This is a genomic window from Novosphingobium rosa NBRC 15208 (assembly GCF_001598555.1).
Classification (GTDB): domain Bacteria; phylum Pseudomonadota; class Alphaproteobacteria; order Sphingomonadales; family Sphingomonadaceae; genus Novosphingobium; species Novosphingobium rosa.
In genome coordinates this window covers 23,212-42,575 of record NZ_BCZE01000012.1, presented here as the reverse complement: position 1 = coordinate 42,575, position 19,364 = coordinate 23,212, and the positions used below count along the sequence as shown (strand labels likewise).

General features: G+C 65.7%; 16 protein-coding genes. 9 read left to right on the top strand and 7 right to left on the bottom strand.

Annotated elements, in window-relative coordinates:
- Window positions 1-23 precede the first annotated feature (23 nt).
- A complete protein-coding gene (locus SR3_RS05715) occupies window positions 24-707 on the top strand; it encodes a hypothetical protein (RefSeq protein WP_245653790.1) in 684 nt (227 codons plus the stop codon).
- A 27-nt stretch (window positions 708-734) separates the two neighbouring features.
- Here the strand turns inward: SR3_RS05715 and SR3_RS05710 are convergent, their stop codons facing one another.
- Entirely contained in the window at window positions 735-3,104 is a 2,370-nt protein-coding gene (locus SR3_RS05710; RefSeq protein WP_245653789.1) for a bifunctional diguanylate cyclase/phosphodiesterase, read from the bottom strand.
- Window positions 3,105-3,340: 236 nt separating this feature from the next.
- Between SR3_RS05710 and SR3_RS05705 the strand changes: the two genes are divergently transcribed.
- Both SR3_RS05705 and SR3_RS05700 read left to right on the top strand, forming a co-directional pair.
- Window positions 3,341-4,474: a mechanosensitive ion channel family protein gene (locus SR3_RS05705; protein WP_068082036.1), complete on the top strand. Its 1,134-nt coding sequence runs from the start codon at window positions 3,341-3,343 to the stop codon at window positions 4,472-4,474.
- Between the two features lie 69 nt (window positions 4,475-4,543).
- Window positions 4,544-6,175 (top strand): Na+/H+ antiporter, encoded by a 1,632-nt coding sequence (locus SR3_RS05700; RefSeq protein ID WP_068082035.1) that lies wholly within the window; start codon window positions 4,544-4,546, stop codon window positions 6,173-6,175.
- Between the two features lie 15 nt (window positions 6,176-6,190).
- Here SR3_RS05700 and SR3_RS05695 read toward each other — a convergent pair whose 3' ends face one another.
- Window positions 6,191-6,826, bottom strand: coding sequence for a trimeric intracellular cation channel family protein (locus tag SR3_RS05695; RefSeq protein WP_218018759.1), 636 nt, complete (start codon window positions 6,824-6,826; stop codon window positions 6,191-6,193).
- Complete coding sequence (locus SR3_RS05690) at window positions 6,823-7,182, bottom strand: hypothetical protein (RefSeq protein WP_157098649.1); 360 nt, start codon at window positions 7,180-7,182, stop codon at window positions 6,823-6,825. Before SR3_RS05690 ends, SR3_RS05695 begins: the two co-directional genes overlap by 4 nt.
- A gap of 251 nt (window positions 7,183-7,433) precedes the next feature.
- On the opposite strand from SR3_RS05690, the gene SR3_RS05685 reads away from it, so the two are divergent.
- Complete coding sequence (locus tag SR3_RS05685) at window positions 7,434-8,048, top strand: FKBP-type peptidyl-prolyl cis-trans isomerase (RefSeq protein ID WP_068082030.1); 615 nt, start codon at window positions 7,434-7,436, stop codon at window positions 8,046-8,048.
- A 26-nt stretch (window positions 8,049-8,074) separates the two neighbouring features.
- Here the strand turns inward: SR3_RS05685 and SR3_RS05680 are convergent, their stop codons facing one another.
- Window positions 8,075-8,983 carry a LysR family transcriptional regulator gene (locus SR3_RS05680; RefSeq protein ID WP_068082029.1) on the bottom strand — a complete coding sequence of 303 codons (909 nt, stop codon included), beginning with the start codon at window positions 8,981-8,983 and terminating at the stop codon, window positions 8,075-8,077.
- 95 nt (window positions 8,984-9,078) lie between these two features.
- Between SR3_RS05680 and SR3_RS05675 the strand changes: the two genes are divergently transcribed.
- The 3 genes from SR3_RS05675 (at window position 9,079) to SR3_RS05665 (ending at window position 12,167) form a co-directional block, all read left to right on the top strand.
- Entirely contained in the window at window positions 9,079-10,494 is a 1,416-nt protein-coding gene (locus tag SR3_RS05675; protein WP_068082024.1) for an aldehyde dehydrogenase family protein, read from the top strand.
- 132 nt (window positions 10,495-10,626) lie between these two features.
- A complete protein-coding gene (locus SR3_RS05670) occupies window positions 10,627-11,652 on the top strand; it encodes an alpha/beta fold hydrolase (protein ID WP_068082021.1) in 1,026 nt (341 codons plus the stop codon).
- Window positions 11,649-12,167, top strand: a complete 519-nt coding sequence (locus SR3_RS05665) for a cytochrome P460 family protein (protein WP_068082019.1) — start codon at window positions 11,649-11,651, stop codon at window positions 12,165-12,167. Before SR3_RS05670 ends, SR3_RS05665 begins: the two co-directional genes overlap by 4 nt.
- A gap of 440 nt (window positions 12,168-12,607) precedes the next feature.
- Here SR3_RS05665 and SR3_RS05660 read toward each other — a convergent pair whose 3' ends face one another.
- From SR3_RS05660 to SR3_RS05650, 3 genes are read right to left on the bottom strand one after another with little or no spacing between them, the layout of a single operon-like run.
- A complete protein-coding gene (locus SR3_RS05660; RefSeq protein ID WP_068082016.1) occupies window positions 12,608-13,387 on the bottom strand; it encodes an alpha/beta fold hydrolase in 780 nt (259 codons plus the stop codon).
- 11 nt (window positions 13,388-13,398) lie between these two features.
- On the bottom strand, window positions 13,399-13,812 hold the full coding sequence (locus tag SR3_RS05655; RefSeq protein WP_068082013.1) for an organic hydroperoxide resistance protein: 414 nt from the start codon (window positions 13,810-13,812) through the stop codon (window positions 13,399-13,401).
- A gap of 23 nt (window positions 13,813-13,835) precedes the next feature.
- Window positions 13,836-15,095: an epoxide hydrolase family protein gene (locus SR3_RS05650; RefSeq protein WP_245653788.1), complete on the bottom strand. Its 1,260-nt coding sequence runs from the start codon at window positions 15,093-15,095 to the stop codon at window positions 13,836-13,838.
- Between the two features lie 222 nt (window positions 15,096-15,317).
- Between SR3_RS05650 and SR3_RS05645 the strand changes: the two genes are divergently transcribed.
- Together SR3_RS05645 and SR3_RS05640 are read left to right on the top strand one after the other, a co-directional pair.
- Entirely contained in the window at window positions 15,318-16,406 is a 1,089-nt protein-coding gene (locus SR3_RS05645) for a redoxin domain-containing protein (RefSeq protein WP_068082007.1), read from the top strand.
- A gap of 76 nt (window positions 16,407-16,482) precedes the next feature.
- Window positions 16,483-19,359 carry an ATP-binding protein gene (locus SR3_RS05640; protein WP_084455000.1) on the top strand — a complete coding sequence of 959 codons (2,877 nt, stop codon included), beginning with the start codon at window positions 16,483-16,485 and terminating at the stop codon, window positions 19,357-19,359.
- The last annotated feature ends 5 nt before the right edge of the window (window positions 19,360-19,364 follow it).

The following is a 19,364-nucleotide window of genomic DNA, read 5'->3' as shown; positions in this document are numbered from 1 at the left end:
GCGCCGCGTGATTTCACGGCGCCGTGACTGACCAACCCCGCTCCGACTCGTCATCCGAAAACCGTCCCCACGCCAAGGCAGAGGCCAAGGCCGAAGTGCGCGCCGCCGAAGCCGCCGCGATCCGGCGCCGCTGGATCACGCTGGGCGAAGTGCTGGCCGTTGTGGCGGTGATCATCTCGGCACTCACCCTGTGGAACAACTGGAGCGAGCGCCACGACAGCGATGCCGTCAAGCATGCCGATGCCGCCAAGGCCTCGGCGCGGGCGGGCACGCTGCTGCTGGTCGCCATCAATTCGGGCAAGAGCGAACTGGTGCTGAAGCCCGGCTCGCCCGACCAGTCGGTGCAGAGCCAGGAGATCGCTTTCCCCACCGCGCTGGGTGCTTCTCCGGCCCAGACCACCGGCGAGCCACGCATCGAGGCGACATGGTTCGAAAGCGCGCTCAAGACAGCGCGCGGGCAAGCCAATATGCCCGACGACAGCCGTGGCGACGAACGCCTGCCGGTCGCCATCACCACCCATTTTCTGGTCGATGGCGAGCCGCATGAGGATGTGGCGATTTACGACATCGGCTACAGCATCGCCGGTCGCTGGCTGGGCGGCCACAGCGTGACGCTGCGCGGCGTTTCGCTGGTGTCGCGGGTCAAGGCCGACCATGCGCAAGCCACGCTGGATGCACGCTGGAACCGGCTGTTTCCGCAAAAATAACGCGGGCGTCGCTCAGCTTTCAAATCATTACGCCGTGCGGGGCCGTTGCCCCTGTTCGGGAAGCGCCTGTTCGATCCATGCCAGCCGGTTGCCGTTCTCGGCGAGGTTTTCGGTGATGCGCGTGGGGCGGCCCAGCAGGTAGCCCTGCGCTTCCTGACAGCCCTGCTCACGCAGAAAGTTCAGTTGCTCCACGGTTTCCACGCCCTCGGCCAGCACGGGAATGCTCAGGCTTTCGCCCAGCGCCAGCACGGCCCGCACGATGGCCGCCGATTGCGGTTCCTGATCCAGCTCGGTCATAAAGGAGCGATCCAGCTTGATCTTGTCGAAGGGAAAGGCCCGCAGCGTGGACAGCGAGGAATAGCCCGTGCCGAAATCATCCATCGCCACGCCGATCCCCAGCCCCTTGAGCTGCCGCAGGATATGGGTGGTGCGCTCCAGATCGGTGATCATCGCGGTTTCGGTGATCTCCAGCTCCAGCCGTGAGGGCGACAGCCCGCTTTCCAGCAACACCTGAAGCACGAAGCCCGGCAGATCGACATGCGCCAGCTGCACCGGCGAGAGGTTCACCGCGATCTTGTGCTTCTCGCTCCAGCCGGCGGCCTCGCGGCAAGCGGTGCGCAGCACCCATTCGCCCAGCGGCAGAATCAGACCGCATTGCTCGGCCAACGGGATGAATTCATTCGGAGAGACCGAGGTGCCATCGGGCCGGTTCCAGCGCAGCAGCGCCTCGTAACCGGTGATCTCACCGGTGCGGACCGCGGCCTGAACCTGCCAGTGCAGGCTGAATTCCTCATTGTCGAGCGCCTCGCGCAGTTCCTTCACCATCCGGCGCCGGTCACGCACGGCCTTGTCCATCTCCTCCTCATAGAAGCAGACATCGGTGGAGATCGAGGATTTCGCGCGATACATCGCCAGATCGGCGTTGTTGATCAGCGTCGAGACCTCTTCGGCATCCTGAGGCCAGATCGCCACGCCGACGCTCAAACCGCAGGAGATCTTGCCATCGTCGATGTCCATGGGGGTGATCACCGCCTCACGCAGGCGATCGACCAGACCAAGGACGGCATCGTGCTCCGGCAAGGGCATCAGGGCGATAAATTCATCGCCGCCCAGACGCGCCACGAATTCGCCGGGGCGCAAGGTGGCCTTCATCCGCGCGGCGATATGCATCAGCAGGCGGTCGCCCACGGCGTGGCCATGGGTATCGTTCACCTCCTTGAAGCGGTCGAGGTCGATCGAAAGCAGCGCCAGATTGCCCTGAGCGCTGCCCGGCGCGGTCTGGCGCGCCAACCAGTCGAGGAAGGAGGCGCGGTTGGGCAGGCCGGTCAGGCTGTCATTGCGCGCCAGATGGGCGATCCGCTTCTCCTGCGCCAGACGGGCGCGCAGATCGCGCACGGCATAGATCAGATGGGCGGGCTTGCGCCTTTCGTCACGGCGCAGCGCCACCTCGACGGGAATGTCGATCTGATGCGCGCTGCCCATGGTGAGCTGGGTCAGGCTGCTGACGGAGGCCGTGTCGAGATCGGGCAGCCAGTTTTCCAGCGGATTGCCGATCATCACCTCCTGAGGCACGCCGGCCAGAGCGGCAAAACCGGCATTGGCGGCCAGGATCACCCCCTCACGCACCACCACCATGCCATCGACGCTGCCTTCGAGCAGTTCATCGAGACCGCGCCTTGCCTCGGCGCGCGCCTGCAGATCCAGCGCATGGCTGGACACGCCGGTGCCAAGGATCAGCAGGCCGATCCCGGCGGTGGCGAAGGCCATCACCACGGTCGCGTCATTGCCGTCAAGCTGCCCGCCCAGTGGCGCGAAAGGCACGATGGTCATCGCCGCCATGCCGGTGAAATGCAGCACCACGATGCTGGCCACCATCAGCGCCACCGCGCCATGCAGCGGCCTGTCACGCCCGGCGTCGCGGGCCTGACGGAAGGCCAGCATGCCCAGCACCACCGCCCCCAGCACCGATCCGGCAATGGCCGCGTTATCCCACCGCACCACGCCGCGCACGGCGAAGGCCGCCATGCCGGTGTAATGCATGATCGTGACGGCCAGACCGAAGATCGCCCCGCCCAGTTCGCCCGACCGGCGCCCCTCACGCGCGGCGATCGACAGCGCCAGCCCGCTGCCCAGAATGGCCAGCACCAGCGACAGGCCGGTCAGCAACGGCTCGTAAGCCACCGAAGCGCCGGGGCGATAGGCCATCATCGCCACGAAATGGGTGCACCAGATCGTGGCCCCCGTCGCCACGCCCCCCATGAAGATCCAGGCCGGAGCAGCGCTGCGCTCGGCATAGCGCAGGCGGCGGAACAGGCCGAAGGTGATGATCGAGCCGACGAGACAGAGAATGGCGGCCAAACCCACCAGCCAGAGATTATGCTGTTGCGTCAGACACATGAGGAGGCGCATGAAAGGGATAACTCACGGATTACAAACAGTTCCGCATCCCCATCGGGGCGCTCTGGTAAAGATTTTTTAAATAACACAAGATTTTACATCGCTACGGGCATTTGCCTAGCCAGCGCGCCCCGGTCGACCGGCGACAAAGGCTTCATGCCCTTGCATTTCATCAGCTTTCTGCATCATCCGGTCGTTTGGCGGAAACTGCTGCGCCGCAGCAACGTTTGTGGGGCATGATCGATAACCTTATCCATATGCTGAACGGCTTTCCCGAATGGATGCGGCAAGGCTTTCTCGCGCTGGTGGCGGGAAGCGCGGGGGCGCTGGTTGCTCTGGCGATCCACCGGATCAGTTTCCGCGTGCTGCAGCGGATCACATCGCGCACCGCCAGCAAGTCGGACGATATCATCGTCAGGCATATCAGGCGGCCCACGCGCTGGGCCTTTGTGGCGCTGGGCATCGTGCTGGCCGCGCGGCAGGCCCCGGCGCTCAAGGATTTCTGGGACAGCATTTCCGGCTTCGTCATGCCGCTGCTGACCGGCTGGATCGCCATCGCCATCCTCAACGCGCTGGTCGAGGCGATGACGCTCCACGCCGACATCACCGTGGAGGACAACCGGCAGGCACGGCGGCGGCGCACAAGGCTGGGCATCTTCGGGCGGATCATCACCTTCGTCATCGTCTTTCTGGTGGTGGCGCTGATGCTCTTCTCGGTGCCGGGGGTGGCGAAGGTGGGCGCCACGCTGATGGCTTCGGCGGGTCTGGCGGCGCTGGCGGTGGGCGCGGCGGCCCAGCCCGCGCTCAAGGCGCTGATCGCGGGCTTCCAGATGGCGTTGACCGAGCCGATCTCCATCGACGATGTGGTGATCCTCGATGGCGAATGGGGCCGGATCGAGGAAATTCGCACGACCTATGTGGTGGTGGTGTTGTGGGACCAGCGCAGGCTGGTGGTGCCCACCAACCGCTTTCTGGAGGAAACCTTCCAGAACTGGACCAAGACCACGTCCCAGCTGCTGGGGACGGTCATGCTCTATGTCGATCACACCATCGATGTCGCCAAACTACGCGCCGAATACACGCGCCAGATCGAGGCGCACCGCCTGTGGGACCGGCGCGCTCAGGTGCTTCAGGTGACCGACTGCAAGGAGATGGTTCTGGAAATCCGCCTGCTGATGAGCGCCAAGGATGGCCCGACCCTGTTCGATCTGCGCTGCGGCCTGCGCGAAGGCATGATGGATTACATTCGCCGCGAAATGCCCGAGGCGCTCTCGCGCCGCCGCACCGAGCAGATCGCGCCGGTCAACATCGTGCCGAGCCCCGCTATCGCCGAACTTATGTCTCAAAGGCGCGCTGAAGGCCGAAACTGACGCCTGCCGAGCCTTGCAACCAGCCTTGGCCTGCCCCTAAGGTAGGAGCGCTGCGCGTGGAGACAGAGTTTGGAAATTGTATCGATCGTATTGTTTTTCCTGCTCGCCGTGGTGGTGAGCGGCGCGGTTTCGCGCATGTTGCCGGTTTCCGTGCCAACGCCTCTGGTGCAGATCCTGCTGGGGGCGGTGATCGGCCTTTCCGCCTCGCATCGCGTCGAGCTTGATCCCGATCTTTTCCTGCTGCTGTTCCTGCCACCGCTGCTGTTTCTCGATGGCTGGCGCATTCCCAAGGATGCTTTGTTCAAGGATGTGGCCACCGTCACCGAACTGGCCTTCGGGCTGGTGCTGATGACGGTGCTGGGCGTGGGCTTTCTGGCCCATTGGCTGATCCCGGCCATGCCGCTGGCGGTGGGGCTGGCGCTGGCAGCGGTGATTTCACCCACGGACCCCATCGCGGTCTCGGCCATTGCCGCGCGCGTGCCCTTTCCCCGGCGGCTGATGCATATTCTGGAGGGGGAATCGCTGCTCAACGACGCCTCGGGTCTGGTCTGCCTGCGCTTTGCCGTCGCCGCCGCGCTGACGGGCAGCTTTTCGGCCAGCAGCGCGATCCTCAGTTTCCTGTGGACGGCAGGCATCGGTCTGGCGGCGGGCGTGGCGGTGACGCTGGGCGTCTCCTTCGCGATGAGCCGCTTCACCCGCCGCTGGGGTGAGGACATCGGCGCTCAGATCCTCGTCAGCCTGCTGATCCCCTTCGGCGCCTATCAGCTGGCCGAGCATCTCCATGCCTCGGGCATTCTGGCGGCGGTCAGTGCCGGGGTGACGATGACTTTCGCCGAAATTTCGCGGCAGGCCATGGCCGCCACGCGCATGCGCCGCAATTCGGTATGGGACATGATCCAGTTCACGCTCAACGGCGTGATCTTCGTGCTGCTGGGCGAGCAACTGCCCGCCATCCTTGGCGATGCGCGCCATACGGTGGCGATCACCGGCCATGACAATCCGTGGTGGCTGGGGCTTTACACCATCATCATCGTGGCGGCGCTGGCCGGGCTGCGGCTGCTGTGGGTGATGGTATCGCTCAAGCTCACGCTGCTCAAGCGGCGGCGGCAGGGGGTGAGCGCCCCCAAGCCGCAGATCAGGCTGATCCTCGCCATGTCCTTTGCGGGGGTGCGCGGCGCGATCACGCTGGCGGGCGTGATGACCTTGCCGCTGACCCTGCACGATGGAACCCCTTTCCCGGCCCGCGATCTGGCGATCTTCCTTTCCGCCGGGGTCATCCTGCTTTCGATGCTGGTGGCCAGCGTGGCGCTGCCGGTGCTGCTCAAGGGGCTGGACCTGCCCCCCGAACCCTCCGAGCAGGCCGAGGAGGACAGCGCCCGCATCGCGCTGGCCGAAGCCGCCATCCGCGCCGTCGAGCAGCAGCAGAAGGACTGGAGCGACACCGGCTCTCAGGCCGATCTCTATGCCGAGGTCGGCGGGCAAGTGATGGACGCTTATCGCGAGCGGATCGAGGGCCTGCGCGAAGAAAACCCCCAGACCCTGCGCAACCGGGCCCGGCTGGTCAGCACGCTGCATCTGGTGGCGGTGAAGGCGCAGCGCCAGCTGATGCACGACTTGCTGCGCGAACGCCGCATCGGCAGCGAGATCGCCCGCAAGCTGACGCGCGAACTCGATCTGGTGGAAACCCGCCACAGAGGATGAACTGGCGCGGATGAATTAATGCGCCAAGGCCGTCGGCAGATTCCAGCCGAAATGCACGGCGGCCATGCGCAACGCGAAACAGGCGCAACCGCCCGCCACGGCCACCAGACGCGGATCAAGTCTGGTTAACCGCCCGCACACCACGATCAGAGCACCGACCATCGCCGCCACGGCATAAATATCGGTGCGCAGCACGCGCGGCACCTCATTGAGCACCAGATCGCGCATCGCCCCGCCGCCCACGCCGCTCAGCGTGCCAAGAAAGATCGTCGGGATGGGATGGACCTTATACTCCAGCGCCTTTTGCGTGCCCGCCACCGCCGCCAGCGACAGGCCCGCCGCATCGAGCGCCACCACCAGCGGCAAGGCCCCCTTGCCGAGCGAGCCATGGAACGACCATGCCGCCATGGCCGCCGCGATCACCACAAGGCTGTAGTGCCAGTCGGCCACCGCAGCGGGACGCCCTTGAGCGATCAGCAAATCCCTCAAGAGCCCGCCGCCCAGCCCGGTGAGAAAGGCAACCACCAGCAGCCCAACGGGATCGAGCCCCGCCGCCACGCCTGCCAAGGCGCCCTCTGCGGCGAAGACGAAGGTGGCGCCAATATCCGCCGTACGGACGATGCCGCGCACCATGGCCGCCTTTGCGGTCATGAACCGAAGTCCGGCGGCGTACCCAGCAAGGCTGCGGCATAGGCATCGGGGCTTTGGTCGCCAGCATCGGTCAGGCCGGAAAAATCGCGCGTGCAGGCCGCAACCATCAGCGCCCTGTCATCGGAGGTTTTGGGCGCTTGCCAATCATCGCCTTGCCCGGAAAGGATCCTCGCGCGTGCACCGCTCTCCCGCCAGATCGTCATGCTGGCCGCGCGCAAGCGAAGGCGAGGACAATCCAGCTCAAGCTCGGCAAGCACCTTGCGGGAACCCGGCGGCATGACCTCAATCGAAAGCATGGTGGCGTGAAGGATGCCACCTTGAGCAGCGATCACGGAATCGCGGTCGATCCCGGCCACGCGCGCCTGATCGCCCTGACCCATCCTGCCGGTCATCACCCAATGGGCCGCGCAAGCGCTCTGCGCCCAGAACCCGCAGAGCGCCGCCAACGCCATCGCGCCGCCCCGGCTATGAAAGAGCTTTCCCCTCATGCCGCAACACTATCGGCAGCGCCCCGCTCCGGCAAGGTGGGGACAAAGGCCTGCATGTTGCCAAAGTACACGCGGGGCCCGCTTGCCTCGGCGCCGCCATCCTGCCTATAGATTTGGCCATGAACCTGTCTTTCCGCGCCCTGTCGCCCGCCATCCCGCTTCTGGCCCTGCCTCTGCTGATGGCCCAGTTTCCCGCCAGCGCCGCCGCTCCGCTGCGCAAGGCCGCAGCCGCCGCGCCTGCCGCTGCCGCAGCGGTGAAACCGAGCACCGCCATCATTCCCCTGCCGCTCAACCCTGTGCTGCCCGCAGCCCAGCGCCTGTGCGAGGCCAAAACGGCTGAAGGTCTGGGCTATTCCATCCTGCGCCCGGCGCAAGGCGCCAAGCCTGCTGAAGCCGATTACGTGCTGGTCAATTACGTCGGCTATCTGGCCGCGACCGGGGCAGTCTTCGATCAGAACATGCATTCGCCCTTCCCCGTCAATGGCGTGGTCCCCGGCTTTTCCAAGGGACTGCAGATGATGACCAAGGGCAGCATCGCCCGTTTCTGCATCCCCGCCGCCATGGGCTATGGCGCCGAGGCCTCCGGGCCTATTCCGGCCAATTCGGACCTCGTCTTCCAGGTCGAGCTGGTCGATTTCAAGACCGCCGCCGAGATCGACGCCATGCGCAAGGCTCAGGAAGCAGCCCAGACGCCTCCTCAGGCCCCGGCTCAGCCTGCCGCGCCGCAAAAGTAAGACTTGTCTGGCGGGGGTGATGCACGTCACCCCCGCTGGGCGTGGTTCCAGCCCCGGATCAGATCGATCAGCGCCCGCAGCCCGGCGGGCACATGCCGCCGCCCCGGATAATAGAGACACAGGCCGGGATAGGGCGGGCACCAGTCCTCCAGCACCGGCACCAGCCGCCCGGCGGCGATAGGCTCGCGCACCGACCATTCGCTGAGATAGGCGAGGCCCACCCCCGCCAGCACCGCCTCCTGCATCAGCGTCATCTCATCGAGCGTCAGCGCGCCTTTGACATCGACCTCCACCTTCTCGCCGCGCTTTTCAAACTCCCAGCGCCAGATGCCGCCGCTGGCCATGCGGGCGCGGATGCATTCGTGCCGCAGCAGGTCTTCGGGCACCTGAGGGGTACCTCTGGTTGCCAGATAATCGGGCGTGGCCACCACCAGCATGCGGATATCGCCCCCGATGGGCACGGCGATCATATCCTGAGGCACCGCCTCGGCAATGCGGACCCCCGCATCGAACCCCTGCCCGACGATATCGACCAGCCGCCCTTCGGTCACGAGCGTGACCTGCATATCGGGATAGCGGCGGAGGTATTCCAGAATGATCGGCGTCAGGATCATCCGCGCCGCGCCAGCCGAGGTGTTGATTTTCAGCGTTCCGGCAGGCGTGTCGCGATGGCTGTTGATGCCTTCGATCGCACCGCCGATCGCCGCCAGAGCGGGGGTGATGCGGGCGATAAACTGCTCTCCGGCATCGGTGGGCGAGACGCTGCGCGTGGTGCGGTTGAACAGCCGCACGCCAAGCCGCGCCTCCAGCGCCGCCACCGCATGGCTGAGCGCCGAGGTGGACATACCCAGTTCCGTCGCCGCCGCGCGAAAGCTGCCCAGCCTGGCGACGGCGCTGACGGCCTCATATTCGGTCAAACCGGTCTTGGTGGCCATTATCCCAAATCCTGCATCATCTTGTGCAAATCTATCCGGCTTATCGATGCAATGCCAGAGGCCTAAATCAAGGTCACCTCAACAGGAGACCTCTCATGACCCTGATCGACCAAATCTATATCGATGGCGCCTTCGTCACCCCGCATGGCGCGGAACTGTTCGACCTCCACAACCCCGCCACCGCTCAGGTGATCGGTCAGGTGCGCCTTGCCGATGAGGTGGACGCCCGCAATGCCATCGCGGCGGCCAAACGCGCATTCGCCAGCTTCTCGCGCAGCACCAAGGCGGAGCGCATCGCCCTGCTTCACCGTCTGGCCGATGCGCTGGAGGTCCGCCGCGCCGATCTGATCGAGGCGGTGATCGAGGAATATGGCGCCCCCATGTCCCGCTCGGCGTGGATGGCGGATTACGCCTTGGGCGCGTTCCGGATGGCCGCGCAAATGCTGGAAACCTATGATTTCAAACGCGAGATCGGCACGGCCCGCGTCACCATGGAGCCGCTGGGCGTGGTGGGAATCATCACGCCGTGGAACGCCAATGCCGGTTTTATCGCGGGCAAGCTGGCGATGGTGATCGCCTCGGGCTCGACCTGCGTGATCAAGCCCAGCGAGATGAGCGCCATCCAGACGCAGATCGTCACCGAGGCCTTGCATGAGGCAGGCGTCCCGGCTGGCGTGTTCAACATCGTGACCGGGCGCGGTGATGTCGTCGGCGCGGAGATCGCCGCACATCGCGATGTGGCGAAGCTCTCCTTCACTGGCTCCACCGCCACGGGCCGCGCGATCCTGCGTGCCGGGGCCGAGAGCTTCAAGCGGGTGACGCTGGAGCTGGGCGGCAAATCGCCGATGGTGGTGCTGGAGGATGCCGATTTTGCTCAGGCCATTCCCTTTGCGCTGAATGCCGGGTTCCTCAACAGCGGTCAGGCCTGCATCGCGGGATCGCGCATTCTGGTGCCCACCAGCCGTCTGGCCGCGTTCGAGGCGGGCATCCGCGACGCCATCACCAGCTTCCCCTCGGGCGATCCGCGCGATCCGACCACGGTGATCGGCCCCATGGTCAGCGCCCGCCAGTGGGAGCGCGTGCAGTCCTATATCGCCAAGGGACTGGAGGAAGGCGCCCGCCTGCTCTCCGGCGGCGAGGGGCGGCCCGAAGGCGCGGCGGATGGCTGGTTCGTCAAGCCCACGATCTTCACCGATGTGCGCAACGATATGACCATCGCGCGCGAGGAAATCTTCGGCCCCGTCCTCGCGATCATCCCTTATGACAGCGAGGAACAGGCGATCGCTCTCGCCAATGACACCGACTACGGCCTGCACGCCTATGTCGCCGGACGAGATGAAACCCGCGCCCGCGCCGTGGCCGACCAGCTTGTCGCCGGCCGCGTGATCATCAACGCCGCGCCCATGGAAATGAGCGCGCCCTTTGGCGGCTTCAAGCAATCGGGCATCGGGCGCGAGGGTGGCACCTTCGGGCTGGAGGCCTTCCTCGAACCCAAGGCCGTGATGGGTTGAACCCTGTAACGCATGGTGTGAGGCGCTGCTTTCAGCGCAGCGCCTCACACCGCATCACAGGGCCTAACACCCGCCGCCCGAAGAACGCGCTATCAAGGGGGCATACCCAACACCCACCGAAGGGAGACCACCATGTCGAACAAGCCTCTTGGGATCGCCGACCTGCCCCGCCGCGATTTTCTGCGCTTTGCCGGGATCGCCGCCGCCGCAACCACCACACTGGCAGCTGGAGCCATCCCCGCCCGCGCCGCCGCTGCCGTCCCCGCCATCAAGCAGATCGACGCCGGCGTGCTGAACATCGGCTATCTGGAGTATGGCCCCGCCTCGGGCGCGCCGGTTCTGCTGTTCCATGGCTGGCCCTATGACATCCACGCCTTTGCCGAGGTCGCCCCCCTGCTGGCCGCCAAGGGCCACCGCGTGATCGTGCCCCATCTGCGCGGCCATGGCTCCACGCTGTTCCGCTCGGGAGCCACGATGCGCAATGCCCAGCAGGCCGCTCTGGCCGCCGACGGCATCGCGCTGATGGACGCTTTGGGCATCGCCAAAGCCGTGGTCGCGGGCTTCGACTGGGGCGCGCGCACCGCCGACATCATGGCCGTCCTCTGGCCCGAACGCTGCCGCGCGCTGGTTTCGGTCAGCGGCTATCTGATCGGCAGTCAGGCCGCCAACGCCAAACCGCTGCCCCCCGCCGCCGAGCTGCAATGGTGGTATCAGTTCTACTTCGCCACCGAGCGCGGCCAACTGGGCTACGCCGCCAACACCAAGGCCTTCAACAGGCAGATCTGGCATCAGGCCTCGCCCGCATGGGCCTTCGACGATGCCACCTATGATCGTTCGGCGGCATCCTTCACCAACCCGGACCATGTTGCCATCGTGATCCACAACTACCGCTGGCGCCTGGGCCTGGCGCAAGGCGAGAGCCAGTATGACGCCATGGAGGCCAAACTCGCCGCCGCCCCGCCGGTGACGATCCCCGCCATCACCATGGAAGGCGACCGCAACGGCGCTCCGCACCCCGCGCCCGAGGCCTATCGCGCCAAATTCGCCGCCGCCTACGAACACCGCACCATCACCGGCGGCATCGGCCACAATTTGCCGCAAGAAGCGCCGCAAGCCTTCGCTCAAGCCGTGTTGGACATCAGCGGGAGGGCCGCATGATGCGCAAGGGCCTTCTGGCGCTATCCGTGCTGATCCTCGGGGCCTCCACCGTCTCCGCCACAGGGCGCGAGCGGGTGGAGGCCTCCCCCGTTTACGGCGTGACCCTGCCCAGGGATTACCGCCACTGGACGCTGATCAGCGTGGCTCAGGAGAATGGCAAGAACAACGATATCCGCGCCATTCTGGGCAATGATATCGCCGTGAAGGCCTATCGCAGCGGCAAGCGGCCCTTCCCCGATGGGGCGGTGATCGTGCGTCTGGCGTGGCGCTATCAGTCCTCGCCGCGCAATGATGCGGTGTTCCCCGCGCCCCAGTCCTTCGTCGCGGGCCAGCCGACCAATGTTCAGGTCAGCGTGAAGGACTCCAGGCGCTTCGCCGCCAGCGGAGGCTGGGGTTATGGCCAGTTCGAGAAAGGTGTGGCCAATCAGGACGTGAAGCTGATGCAGTCCTGCTTTACCTGCCACAACAAGCTGGAAAAGAGCGAGGATCTGGTTTTCACCGCCTGGGCGCCGTGATCTGTTTGGGCGTTAGGTGTTTGGACCCGGCAGCGCTTTGGCGTTGCCGGGTTTTTCTGTTTTGGAAGAAAAGAGACAATGCGAGGGTGTTACACCCTCGCGCTCCCGGGTTTTGTCGGCGTTGCGCATCGGGTTCGGCCTTGCGCTCAGTTTTAAGACCGGCGGCCTAGTCGCTTCTTTGCATGGGGCGCCTTGCCTTCAGCAGGTGGAGAGGTTGCGCACCACAATCGGGCACCACTGCCCCCCTTGTCGGAAGACGTTATGGGAGCGCGAAGGCCCCGAGCATTCCTCTTGAGGAATGCGACCAACAAAGCCTCTCGCATTTTCTACGTCCTCTCCCTTCCCAACCTCCAAACAAACTCAAGCCCGGCAACGCATATGCGCTACCGGGCATGAGCGTGGGCGCCGGGGGATCGCCGGCACCGCACATGCTGTCTTGGTCAGTCCGCCCTGGCCGCCTTCTCGATCAGCCCGGCGACCTCCATGGCGTGGGAGACCATCACCACATGCGATGCGCCCTTCACCACCACTGTCTGGCGGGAGTGGGCGCGCTCGGCCATGAAAGCCATGGCGGCGGGCGGGATGTTGCGATCGGCGTCGCCGTAGATGAACCACGAAGGCGTGTGCTTCCAGGCCGGGGCGGTTTCGGGCTCGCCCAAGGCAGCTTCGGCAATGGGGCGCTGGCCTGCTGCCATCAGGCGGGCGGAGGCCAGCGGCACATCGGCGGCGAATTGGGCGGGGAAGAGGTCCTGCTGGATATAAAGGTCGTTGCCGCCGCTGCTCAGTTTCACCGGAGGCGCCAGCGTGGGCGCCAGCGTGCTGCCCGGGAACTTGCCGGTGAGGCCGATGGCGGTCTCGCCCGCCTCGGGGGCGAAGGCGGAGACATAGACCAACGCTTTCACATTGCCAGCGCCCTCGGCGGCCTCGCTGATGACCGATCCGCCGTAGGAATGGCCGACCAGCACCACCGGGCCGGAAACGCTTTTCACCACATCGGCCACGACATCGGCATCGGCGCGCACGCCGCGCAGGTTGTCGGGGGCGGCGATCACGCGGTAGCCATCATGCTCCAGCACGGCGATCACGCCGTTCCAGCTCGCGCTATCGGCGAAGGCGCCATGCACCAGAACCACGGTGGGCTTCACGGCCTGAGCCTGCGCAACCGAGGCCATCATCCCGGCGGCGAGCATCAGCCCGCCGCGCATCATCAACTTCTTCATCGGAAATCCTTTCAGGCCAGCGTGACGATGGCGTCGATGTTGCCCTTGATCGCCCTGGAATAGGGGCAGGTGCGGTGGGCGGCCTCGATGATCTGGCGGGCCAGTTCCTCGGCAAGGCCGGGCACATGAACCGTCAGGCGGGCGGCCAGCGAGAAGCCGTCATCGCCATGGCGCAACTCGACCTTCGCATCGATGGCGAGGGTTTCGGGCAGGGTCACGCCCTTGGCCTTGGCGGCCAGCCCCATCGCGCCCTCGAAGCAGGCCGACCAGCCCGCGGCGAAAAGCTGCTCCGGGTTGGTGCCCGCGCCGGGGCCGCCGGGGGTGGACAGCCTGATGTCCAGGCGGCCATCGTCGCTCCTGGCATGGCCCTCGCGGGCGCCGGTGACATGCACATTGGCGGTGTAAAGCGTCTTGGTATCGGACATGGTTTTTCTCCTGAAAATGGGGTTCAACGCAGGGGGCGGAAAGCGTTGCGCACTTCCTGAGCGAAAAGCGCGGGTTGCTCCCAGGCGGCGAAATGGCCGCCGTCGGTGGCTTCGTTGAAGTAGGTGAGGTTCTTGTAGCAGCGCTCGGCCCAGCTCTTGGGGGCGCGGAAGATCTCGCCGGGGAAGACGCTGACCGCGACGGGCAGGTCGATGATGCCGCGCGCGTTGAAATTGTTGGTATGGTCTTCCCAATAGATCCGCGCGGCGGAGGCGCCGGTTTTGGTTAGCCAGTAGAGCGAGATATCATCGAGGATCGCATCGCGGCCCAGCACCTTTTCCGGTTGGCCGTTGCTATAGGTCCATTGCGCGATCTTCTCATACATCCACGCCGCCATGCCGACGGGCGAGTCCACCAGCGCATAGCCGATGGTCTGGGGCCGCGTGTTCATCATCGCGGCATAGGCGGAATTGTCACGATAGAAGGCGGCGAGCTGATCGAAAGCCCCGCGTTCCCTGGGCGAAAGATCAGCCGGAGCCGCATCGCCAGCGGCAAGGATATGGGCGATCTCGGCAGGCACCACGGCGGGCATGTTGAGGTGAATGCCCAGCAGCCCCGGCACATGCTGCAGAGCCATGCGCTGCGAAATCACCGAGCCGCAATCGCCGCCCTGGCTGACGAACCGGTCATAACCCAGCCGCAACATCAGCGTGGACCATGCCCGCCCGATATGGTCCGATCCCCAGCCCACAACCTTGGGCTTCTCCGAAAAGCCGAAACCGGGGATGGAGGGGATCACGACATGGAAGGCATCCTCGGCCTTGCCGCCATGAGCGACAGGGTCTGTCAGCGGGCCGATCACCTTCATGAACTCCAGCACAGAACCTGGCCAGCCATGGGTCAGGATCAGCGGCATGGCCTTTTCGTGGCGCGAGCGGACATGGATGAAATGGATGTCCAGCCCGTCGATCTGCGTCATGAACATCGGCAGGGCGTTCAATTGCGCCTCCACCTTGCGCCAGTCATAAGCGCCCGCCCAATAGGCCATCAGCGGTTGCAGGATCTCGCGGCGCACGCCTTGGCTGTCATCGGCGGCAGGCTCCGGATCGGCCCAGCGGGTTTCGGCGATGCGCCGCTTCATCGCGGTGATCTCGGCCTGAGGGATCGCCACCTTGAAAGGGCGGATCGCCGTGCTGCCGGTCGCGGCGTCGGCAAGGCCCGGCAGGGCGCTCAAAGCGCTGGCCAGACTGGCGCCGACGGCGAATTGGCGGCGTGAAAGGTTCAACTCATTCCCCACTGTTCGTCTCCTCGATTGGATGACGGCCAGCATAGACAAGCCTCCGAAAGACGCCCGTTAGGTGGAGTGAGTTGGTGTTAGCTGAGCAAGGCGGCCCTTTCGCACGCTAACACCGCCGGGCGCCACCTAACGGGCGGATCGCGGCGAAAGGGCCCACAGGATGCAGGCAAGGCAGGCGGATCAATCGCTTGCCTGTTTCGGAGACACATCATGGCCCAGCCCCGCTCCCTAGGCTTTATCGCCAGCGCCCTCATCACCGGTGGCCTGATCACCGCGGCCTGCTGCGTCGAAGCTTTGACACCCGCTTACGCCAGCCCCGTGCCCATCGGCGCCACCGCCCGCCCCATCGATGTGCTCAGCGATGCCGGGCCATGGCTCACCGCTGTGCCGGGCGGCGCGCGCAGCCTGCGCGGCAAGGTGGTGGTGGTCAATTTCTGGACTTACTCCTGCATCAACTCGCTGCGCGCCCTGCCCTATCTGAAGGCGTGGAACGAACGCTACAAGGACAAGGGCCTGGTGGTGGTGGGCGTCCACGCCCCCGAATTCCAGTTCGAGCATGACGCGGCCAAGGCCCGCCTCGCCTTCCGGCAACTGGGCGTGACCTACCCGAACCTGCAGGACAACAGCTACGCCACCTGGCAGCAATTCGCCAATGAGGGCTGGCCCAGCCTCTATGTCATCGATGCCAGGGGCCATATGCAGGGCTACCACATCGGCGAGGGCAACTATGCCCAGAGCGAGGCCCTGATCCGCAAGCTGCTGACCGAGGCGGGGCAGGATGTGTCCGGCGTGCCCACACCGCCCATCACCGGCAAGGGCATCGAGGCCGAGGCGGACTGGGCGCAACTGGGCTCGCCCGAGGCCTATCTGGGCTATGACAAGGCCGAGGGCTTCCGCTCTCCGGGCGGCCCGGCGCGCAACCGGGTCAAGCCTTACGAACCAGCCGCCGGTCTGGAGCGGCGCGGCACCTGGGATCTGACCGGAAGCTGGACCATCGGCTCGGAATACATCACGCCCGCCAGCCCCGCCGCCTTGCTGCGCTACCGCTTCCATGCGCGCGATGCTCATCTGGTGCTGGGTGGCGCGGCGGATGGCCGTCCCGTGCGCTTCCGCGTCACCATCGATGGCAAGGCTCCCGGTGCCGACCATGGCGCCGATATCGACGCCAATGGCTGGGGCGAAGTACGCCAAGACCGCCTGTATCAATTGGTTCGCCAGAACGGAGCCATTGCCGATCACACCGTCTCGATCAGCTTCGAGAAGCCCGGCATCCACGCCTATGTCTTCACCTTCGGCTAAGGCATGCATCTGGCAGAACAGCGAAAGATCATGCTAGACCCCCGCGTTAACAACCGCAGGGGAACGACGCATAATCATGGCCGATACCGAAACTCCGGCCCGCGAAGGCATCTCCTTCGGCCCCTTCGCGCTCTTCCCCGGTGAGCGGTTGCTGACGATGGATGGCGTGCCCGTCGAGATCGGCGGGCGCTCGCTCGACCTGCTGGTCGTGCTGACCGAACAGCCCGGGCGGGTGCTGTCCAAGCGCGATCTGCTCAAGCGCGTGTGGAGCGATGTGGTGGTCGAGGATGGCAGCCTGCGCTTTCATATGGCCGGGCTGCGCAAGCTGCTGGGCGATGGCAGGGATGGCGCGCGCTATATCGCCACGCAGGTGGGCGTGGGCTATGCCTTCGTGGCCAAGGTGGAGACGCATGGGCCGGCGCCGTCGCCGGTTGCTGCCGCCACGGCGCCGGTGGAGCCCGCAACATCACCGTTGAACCTGCCCCAACGCCTGCCCCTGCTGATCGGGCGCGAACGGGATATCGATCTGTTGCGGCAGCGCCTTGCCCAGACGCCGCTCTTCACCATCGTTGGGCCGGGCGGCGTGGGCAAGACGTCGCTGGCGGTCGAGATGGGGCATCTGCTGGCCGAGGACTTCCAGCAGCAGACCGCCTTCATCGATTTCAGCATGCTGGAGAACCCCGATCTGGTGCCCGGCATGCTGGCGGGCGGCATGGGGCTGGCCGTGCAGGGCACCGACCCGCTGGCGGCCATTCTGGGCCATCTGCGGGGCCACCCGTTCCTGCTGCTGCTCGACAATTGCGAACATCTGATCGAGCAGATCGCCCTGCTGGTCGAACGCCTGATCGAGGCCGCGCCGCACCTTCGCATCCTCGCCACCTCACGCGAGCCATTGCGGGTGCGCGGCGAGCATATCCACCGCCTCGATGCCTTGGTCTGCCCCGCGGATGATCCCGCCCTGAGCACCGAAGAGATCCTGTCCTCCCCGGCGGTGCAATTGCTGCGCGAGCGTGCCTGCGCCGCGGACAGCACGCTGGTCATCGACGATGACGGCGCCCGCCTGATGGCCGGGATCTGCCGCCGTCTGGACGGGATGGCGCTGGCGCTCGAACTGGCCGCCGGGCGCATCGCCACCCATGGGCTGCACGCCGCCGCACGGCAGCTGGAGGAACGCTTCAGCCTTGGCTGGGCCGGTCGCCGCACCGCTCTGCCGCGCCAGCAGACGCTTCAGGCCATGCTCGACTGGAGCTACGATCTGCTCACCCAGGCCGAGCGGATCGTGCTGGAACGGCTCTGCGTCTTTGTCGGCCCCTTTTCGGTCGATGCCGCGCTGGAGGTGGTGGCCGATGCTGCTCTGGGCAGCGACACGGTTGTGGCCGCGCTGGATGAACTGGTGGCCAAATCGCTGATCGCGCCAGATCGCGCGCGTGGCGCCGGCAGCTATCGCCTGCTGGAAATGACCCGCGCTTACGCCCGGCAAAAGCTGCAGCTGCGCGGCGATGAAGCCTTCAACGCCACCGCGCGCCGCCACGCTGCCTATTTTCTCGCCGAGCTGGAGGCCATCGCCGCTCAGGATGAGGATGTGCTGCAAGACCCGCGTCCGCTGCGTCAGCAATTGGGCAACATCCGCAGCGCTCTGGACTGGAGTTTCGGCTCCGAAGGCAGCCGCCGGACCGGCGTGCGTCTGGCCGCCGCCAGCACGGTGATCTTCCTCAACCTTTCGCATTATGCGGAATGTCAGGGTTGGTGCGCCCGCGCTCTGGACGAGATCGAGGAGCCCCAGCGCGGCACCGCGCTCGAAATGGAGCTGCAGGGCGCTTTGGGTCTGGCGCTGATGTTCAGCCGGGGCAGCACGCGCGCCGCGGGGCAAGCCCTGTCTCGCGCGCTTGAGGTGGCAACCGCGCTGGATGATCCTTGGGGCCAGCTGCGCATGCTTGGCCGCCTGCATATCTATCACGAGCGGATCGGCGATTGCGCCATCACCATGGAGCATGCCAGCCGCGCCGTCGCCATCGCCGACACCATGGAGGAGGCCGAGGCGATCGGCGTGGCCCGCTCGCTGTCGGGCATCTCGCATTATCTCGCGGGCGATCAGCGGCAGGCGCGCAAGGATTTACAGCTTTCACTGGCCGTATGCCCCGTGCTGAGCCGCAACCGCATGCTCTATTACGGCTTCGATCATCGCAACCGCTCGACCATCGCTCTGGCGCGCAGCCTGTGGCTGTCGGGTCATGCGGAACGCGCCATCGCCATGAGCCAGCATGCGGTCGATCTGGCGACAAGGCTCGATCAGCCGGTGACCTTGTGCATTGCGCTGATCTGGCAGTTCGCGCTGCATCTCTGGCGCGATGATCTGGATGCGGCGGAAGAAGCTTTGGCCAGTTTTGCCGAATGCGCCCAGACCCATGCGCTTGGGCCTTATATCATCGCTGCCGAGGGGTTTCGCGCCGATCTGTCCATCCGCCGGCACAAAGGCGGGAGCGCCATCGACGCAGTGGAGCAAAGCCTCGCCCAGCTCCGCGCGGCGCGCTACGAATTGCTGACCACCAATTTCTCGATTGTTCAGGCGCGCGGCCTGCTGCTGGACAAGCGCTGGCGGGAAGCCGAAGCGCTGATCGACGCCACCATCACGCGCTGCACCAGCATCGGCGAGGGTTTTGCCCTGCCCGAACTGCTCGGCATGAAAGGCCAGATCGCCGAGGCTTCAGGCCAGGCGGCGATTCCCTTTCTGGAACAGGCCTTGGCCCTCAGTCAGGAACAAGGCGCCGAAGCATGGATGCTGCGAACCGCCATCGTGCTGGCCTCGCAATACGCCAGTCAAGGCCGCCCCGAGGAAGCAGCCCGCCAGTTGGAAGCCGTTTTGGCCTCCCTCTCTGGCGAGCCGGATAAGGTGGAACTCAGCCGGGCGCGTGATCTGGTGGCGTCCTTCAACGCCACGCAAGCGCCCGGCTGATCCCG

Bases quoted from the DNA above. Each gene is read 5' to 3' on its own strand.
- SR3_RS05710 (WP_245653789.1), bottom strand. From the start codon at position 3,104: ATGTGTCTGACGCAACAGCATAATCTCTGGCTGGTGGGTTTGGCCGCC.
- SR3_RS05705 (WP_068082036.1), top strand. From the start codon at position 3,341: ATGATCGATAACCTTATCCATATGCTGAACGGCTTTCCCGAATGGATG.
- SR3_RS05695 (WP_218018759.1), bottom strand. From the start codon at position 6,826: ATGACCGCAAAGGCGGCCATGGTGCGCGGCATCGTCCGTACGGCGGAT.
- SR3_RS05685 (WP_068082030.1), top strand. From the start codon at position 7,434: ATGAACCTGTCTTTCCGCGCCCTGTCGCCCGCCATCCCGCTTCTGGCC.
- SR3_RS05680 (WP_068082029.1), bottom strand. From the start codon at position 8,983: ATGGCCACCAAGACCGGTTTGACCGAATATGAGGCCGTCAGCGCCGTC.
- SR3_RS05675 (WP_068082024.1), top strand. From the start codon at position 9,079: ATGACCCTGATCGACCAAATCTATATCGATGGCGCCTTCGTCACCCCG.
- SR3_RS05670 (WP_068082021.1), top strand. From the start codon at position 10,627: ATGTCGAACAAGCCTCTTGGGATCGCCGACCTGCCCCGCCGCGATTTT.
- SR3_RS05665 (WP_068082019.1), top strand. From the start codon at position 11,649: ATGATGCGCAAGGGCCTTCTGGCGCTATCCGTGCTGATCCTCGGGGCC.
- SR3_RS05660 (WP_068082016.1), bottom strand. From the start codon at position 13,387: ATGAAGAAGTTGATGATGCGCGGCGGGCTGATGCTCGCCGCCGGGATG.
- SR3_RS05655 (WP_068082013.1), bottom strand. From the start codon at position 13,812: ATGTCCGATACCAAGACGCTTTACACCGCCAATGTGCATGTCACCGGC.
- SR3_RS05645 (WP_068082007.1), top strand. From the start codon at position 15,318: ATGGCCCAGCCCCGCTCCCTAGGCTTTATCGCCAGCGCCCTCATCACC.
- SR3_RS05640 (WP_084455000.1), top strand. From the start codon at position 16,483: ATGGCCGATACCGAAACTCCGGCCCGCGAAGGCATCTCCTTCGGCCCC.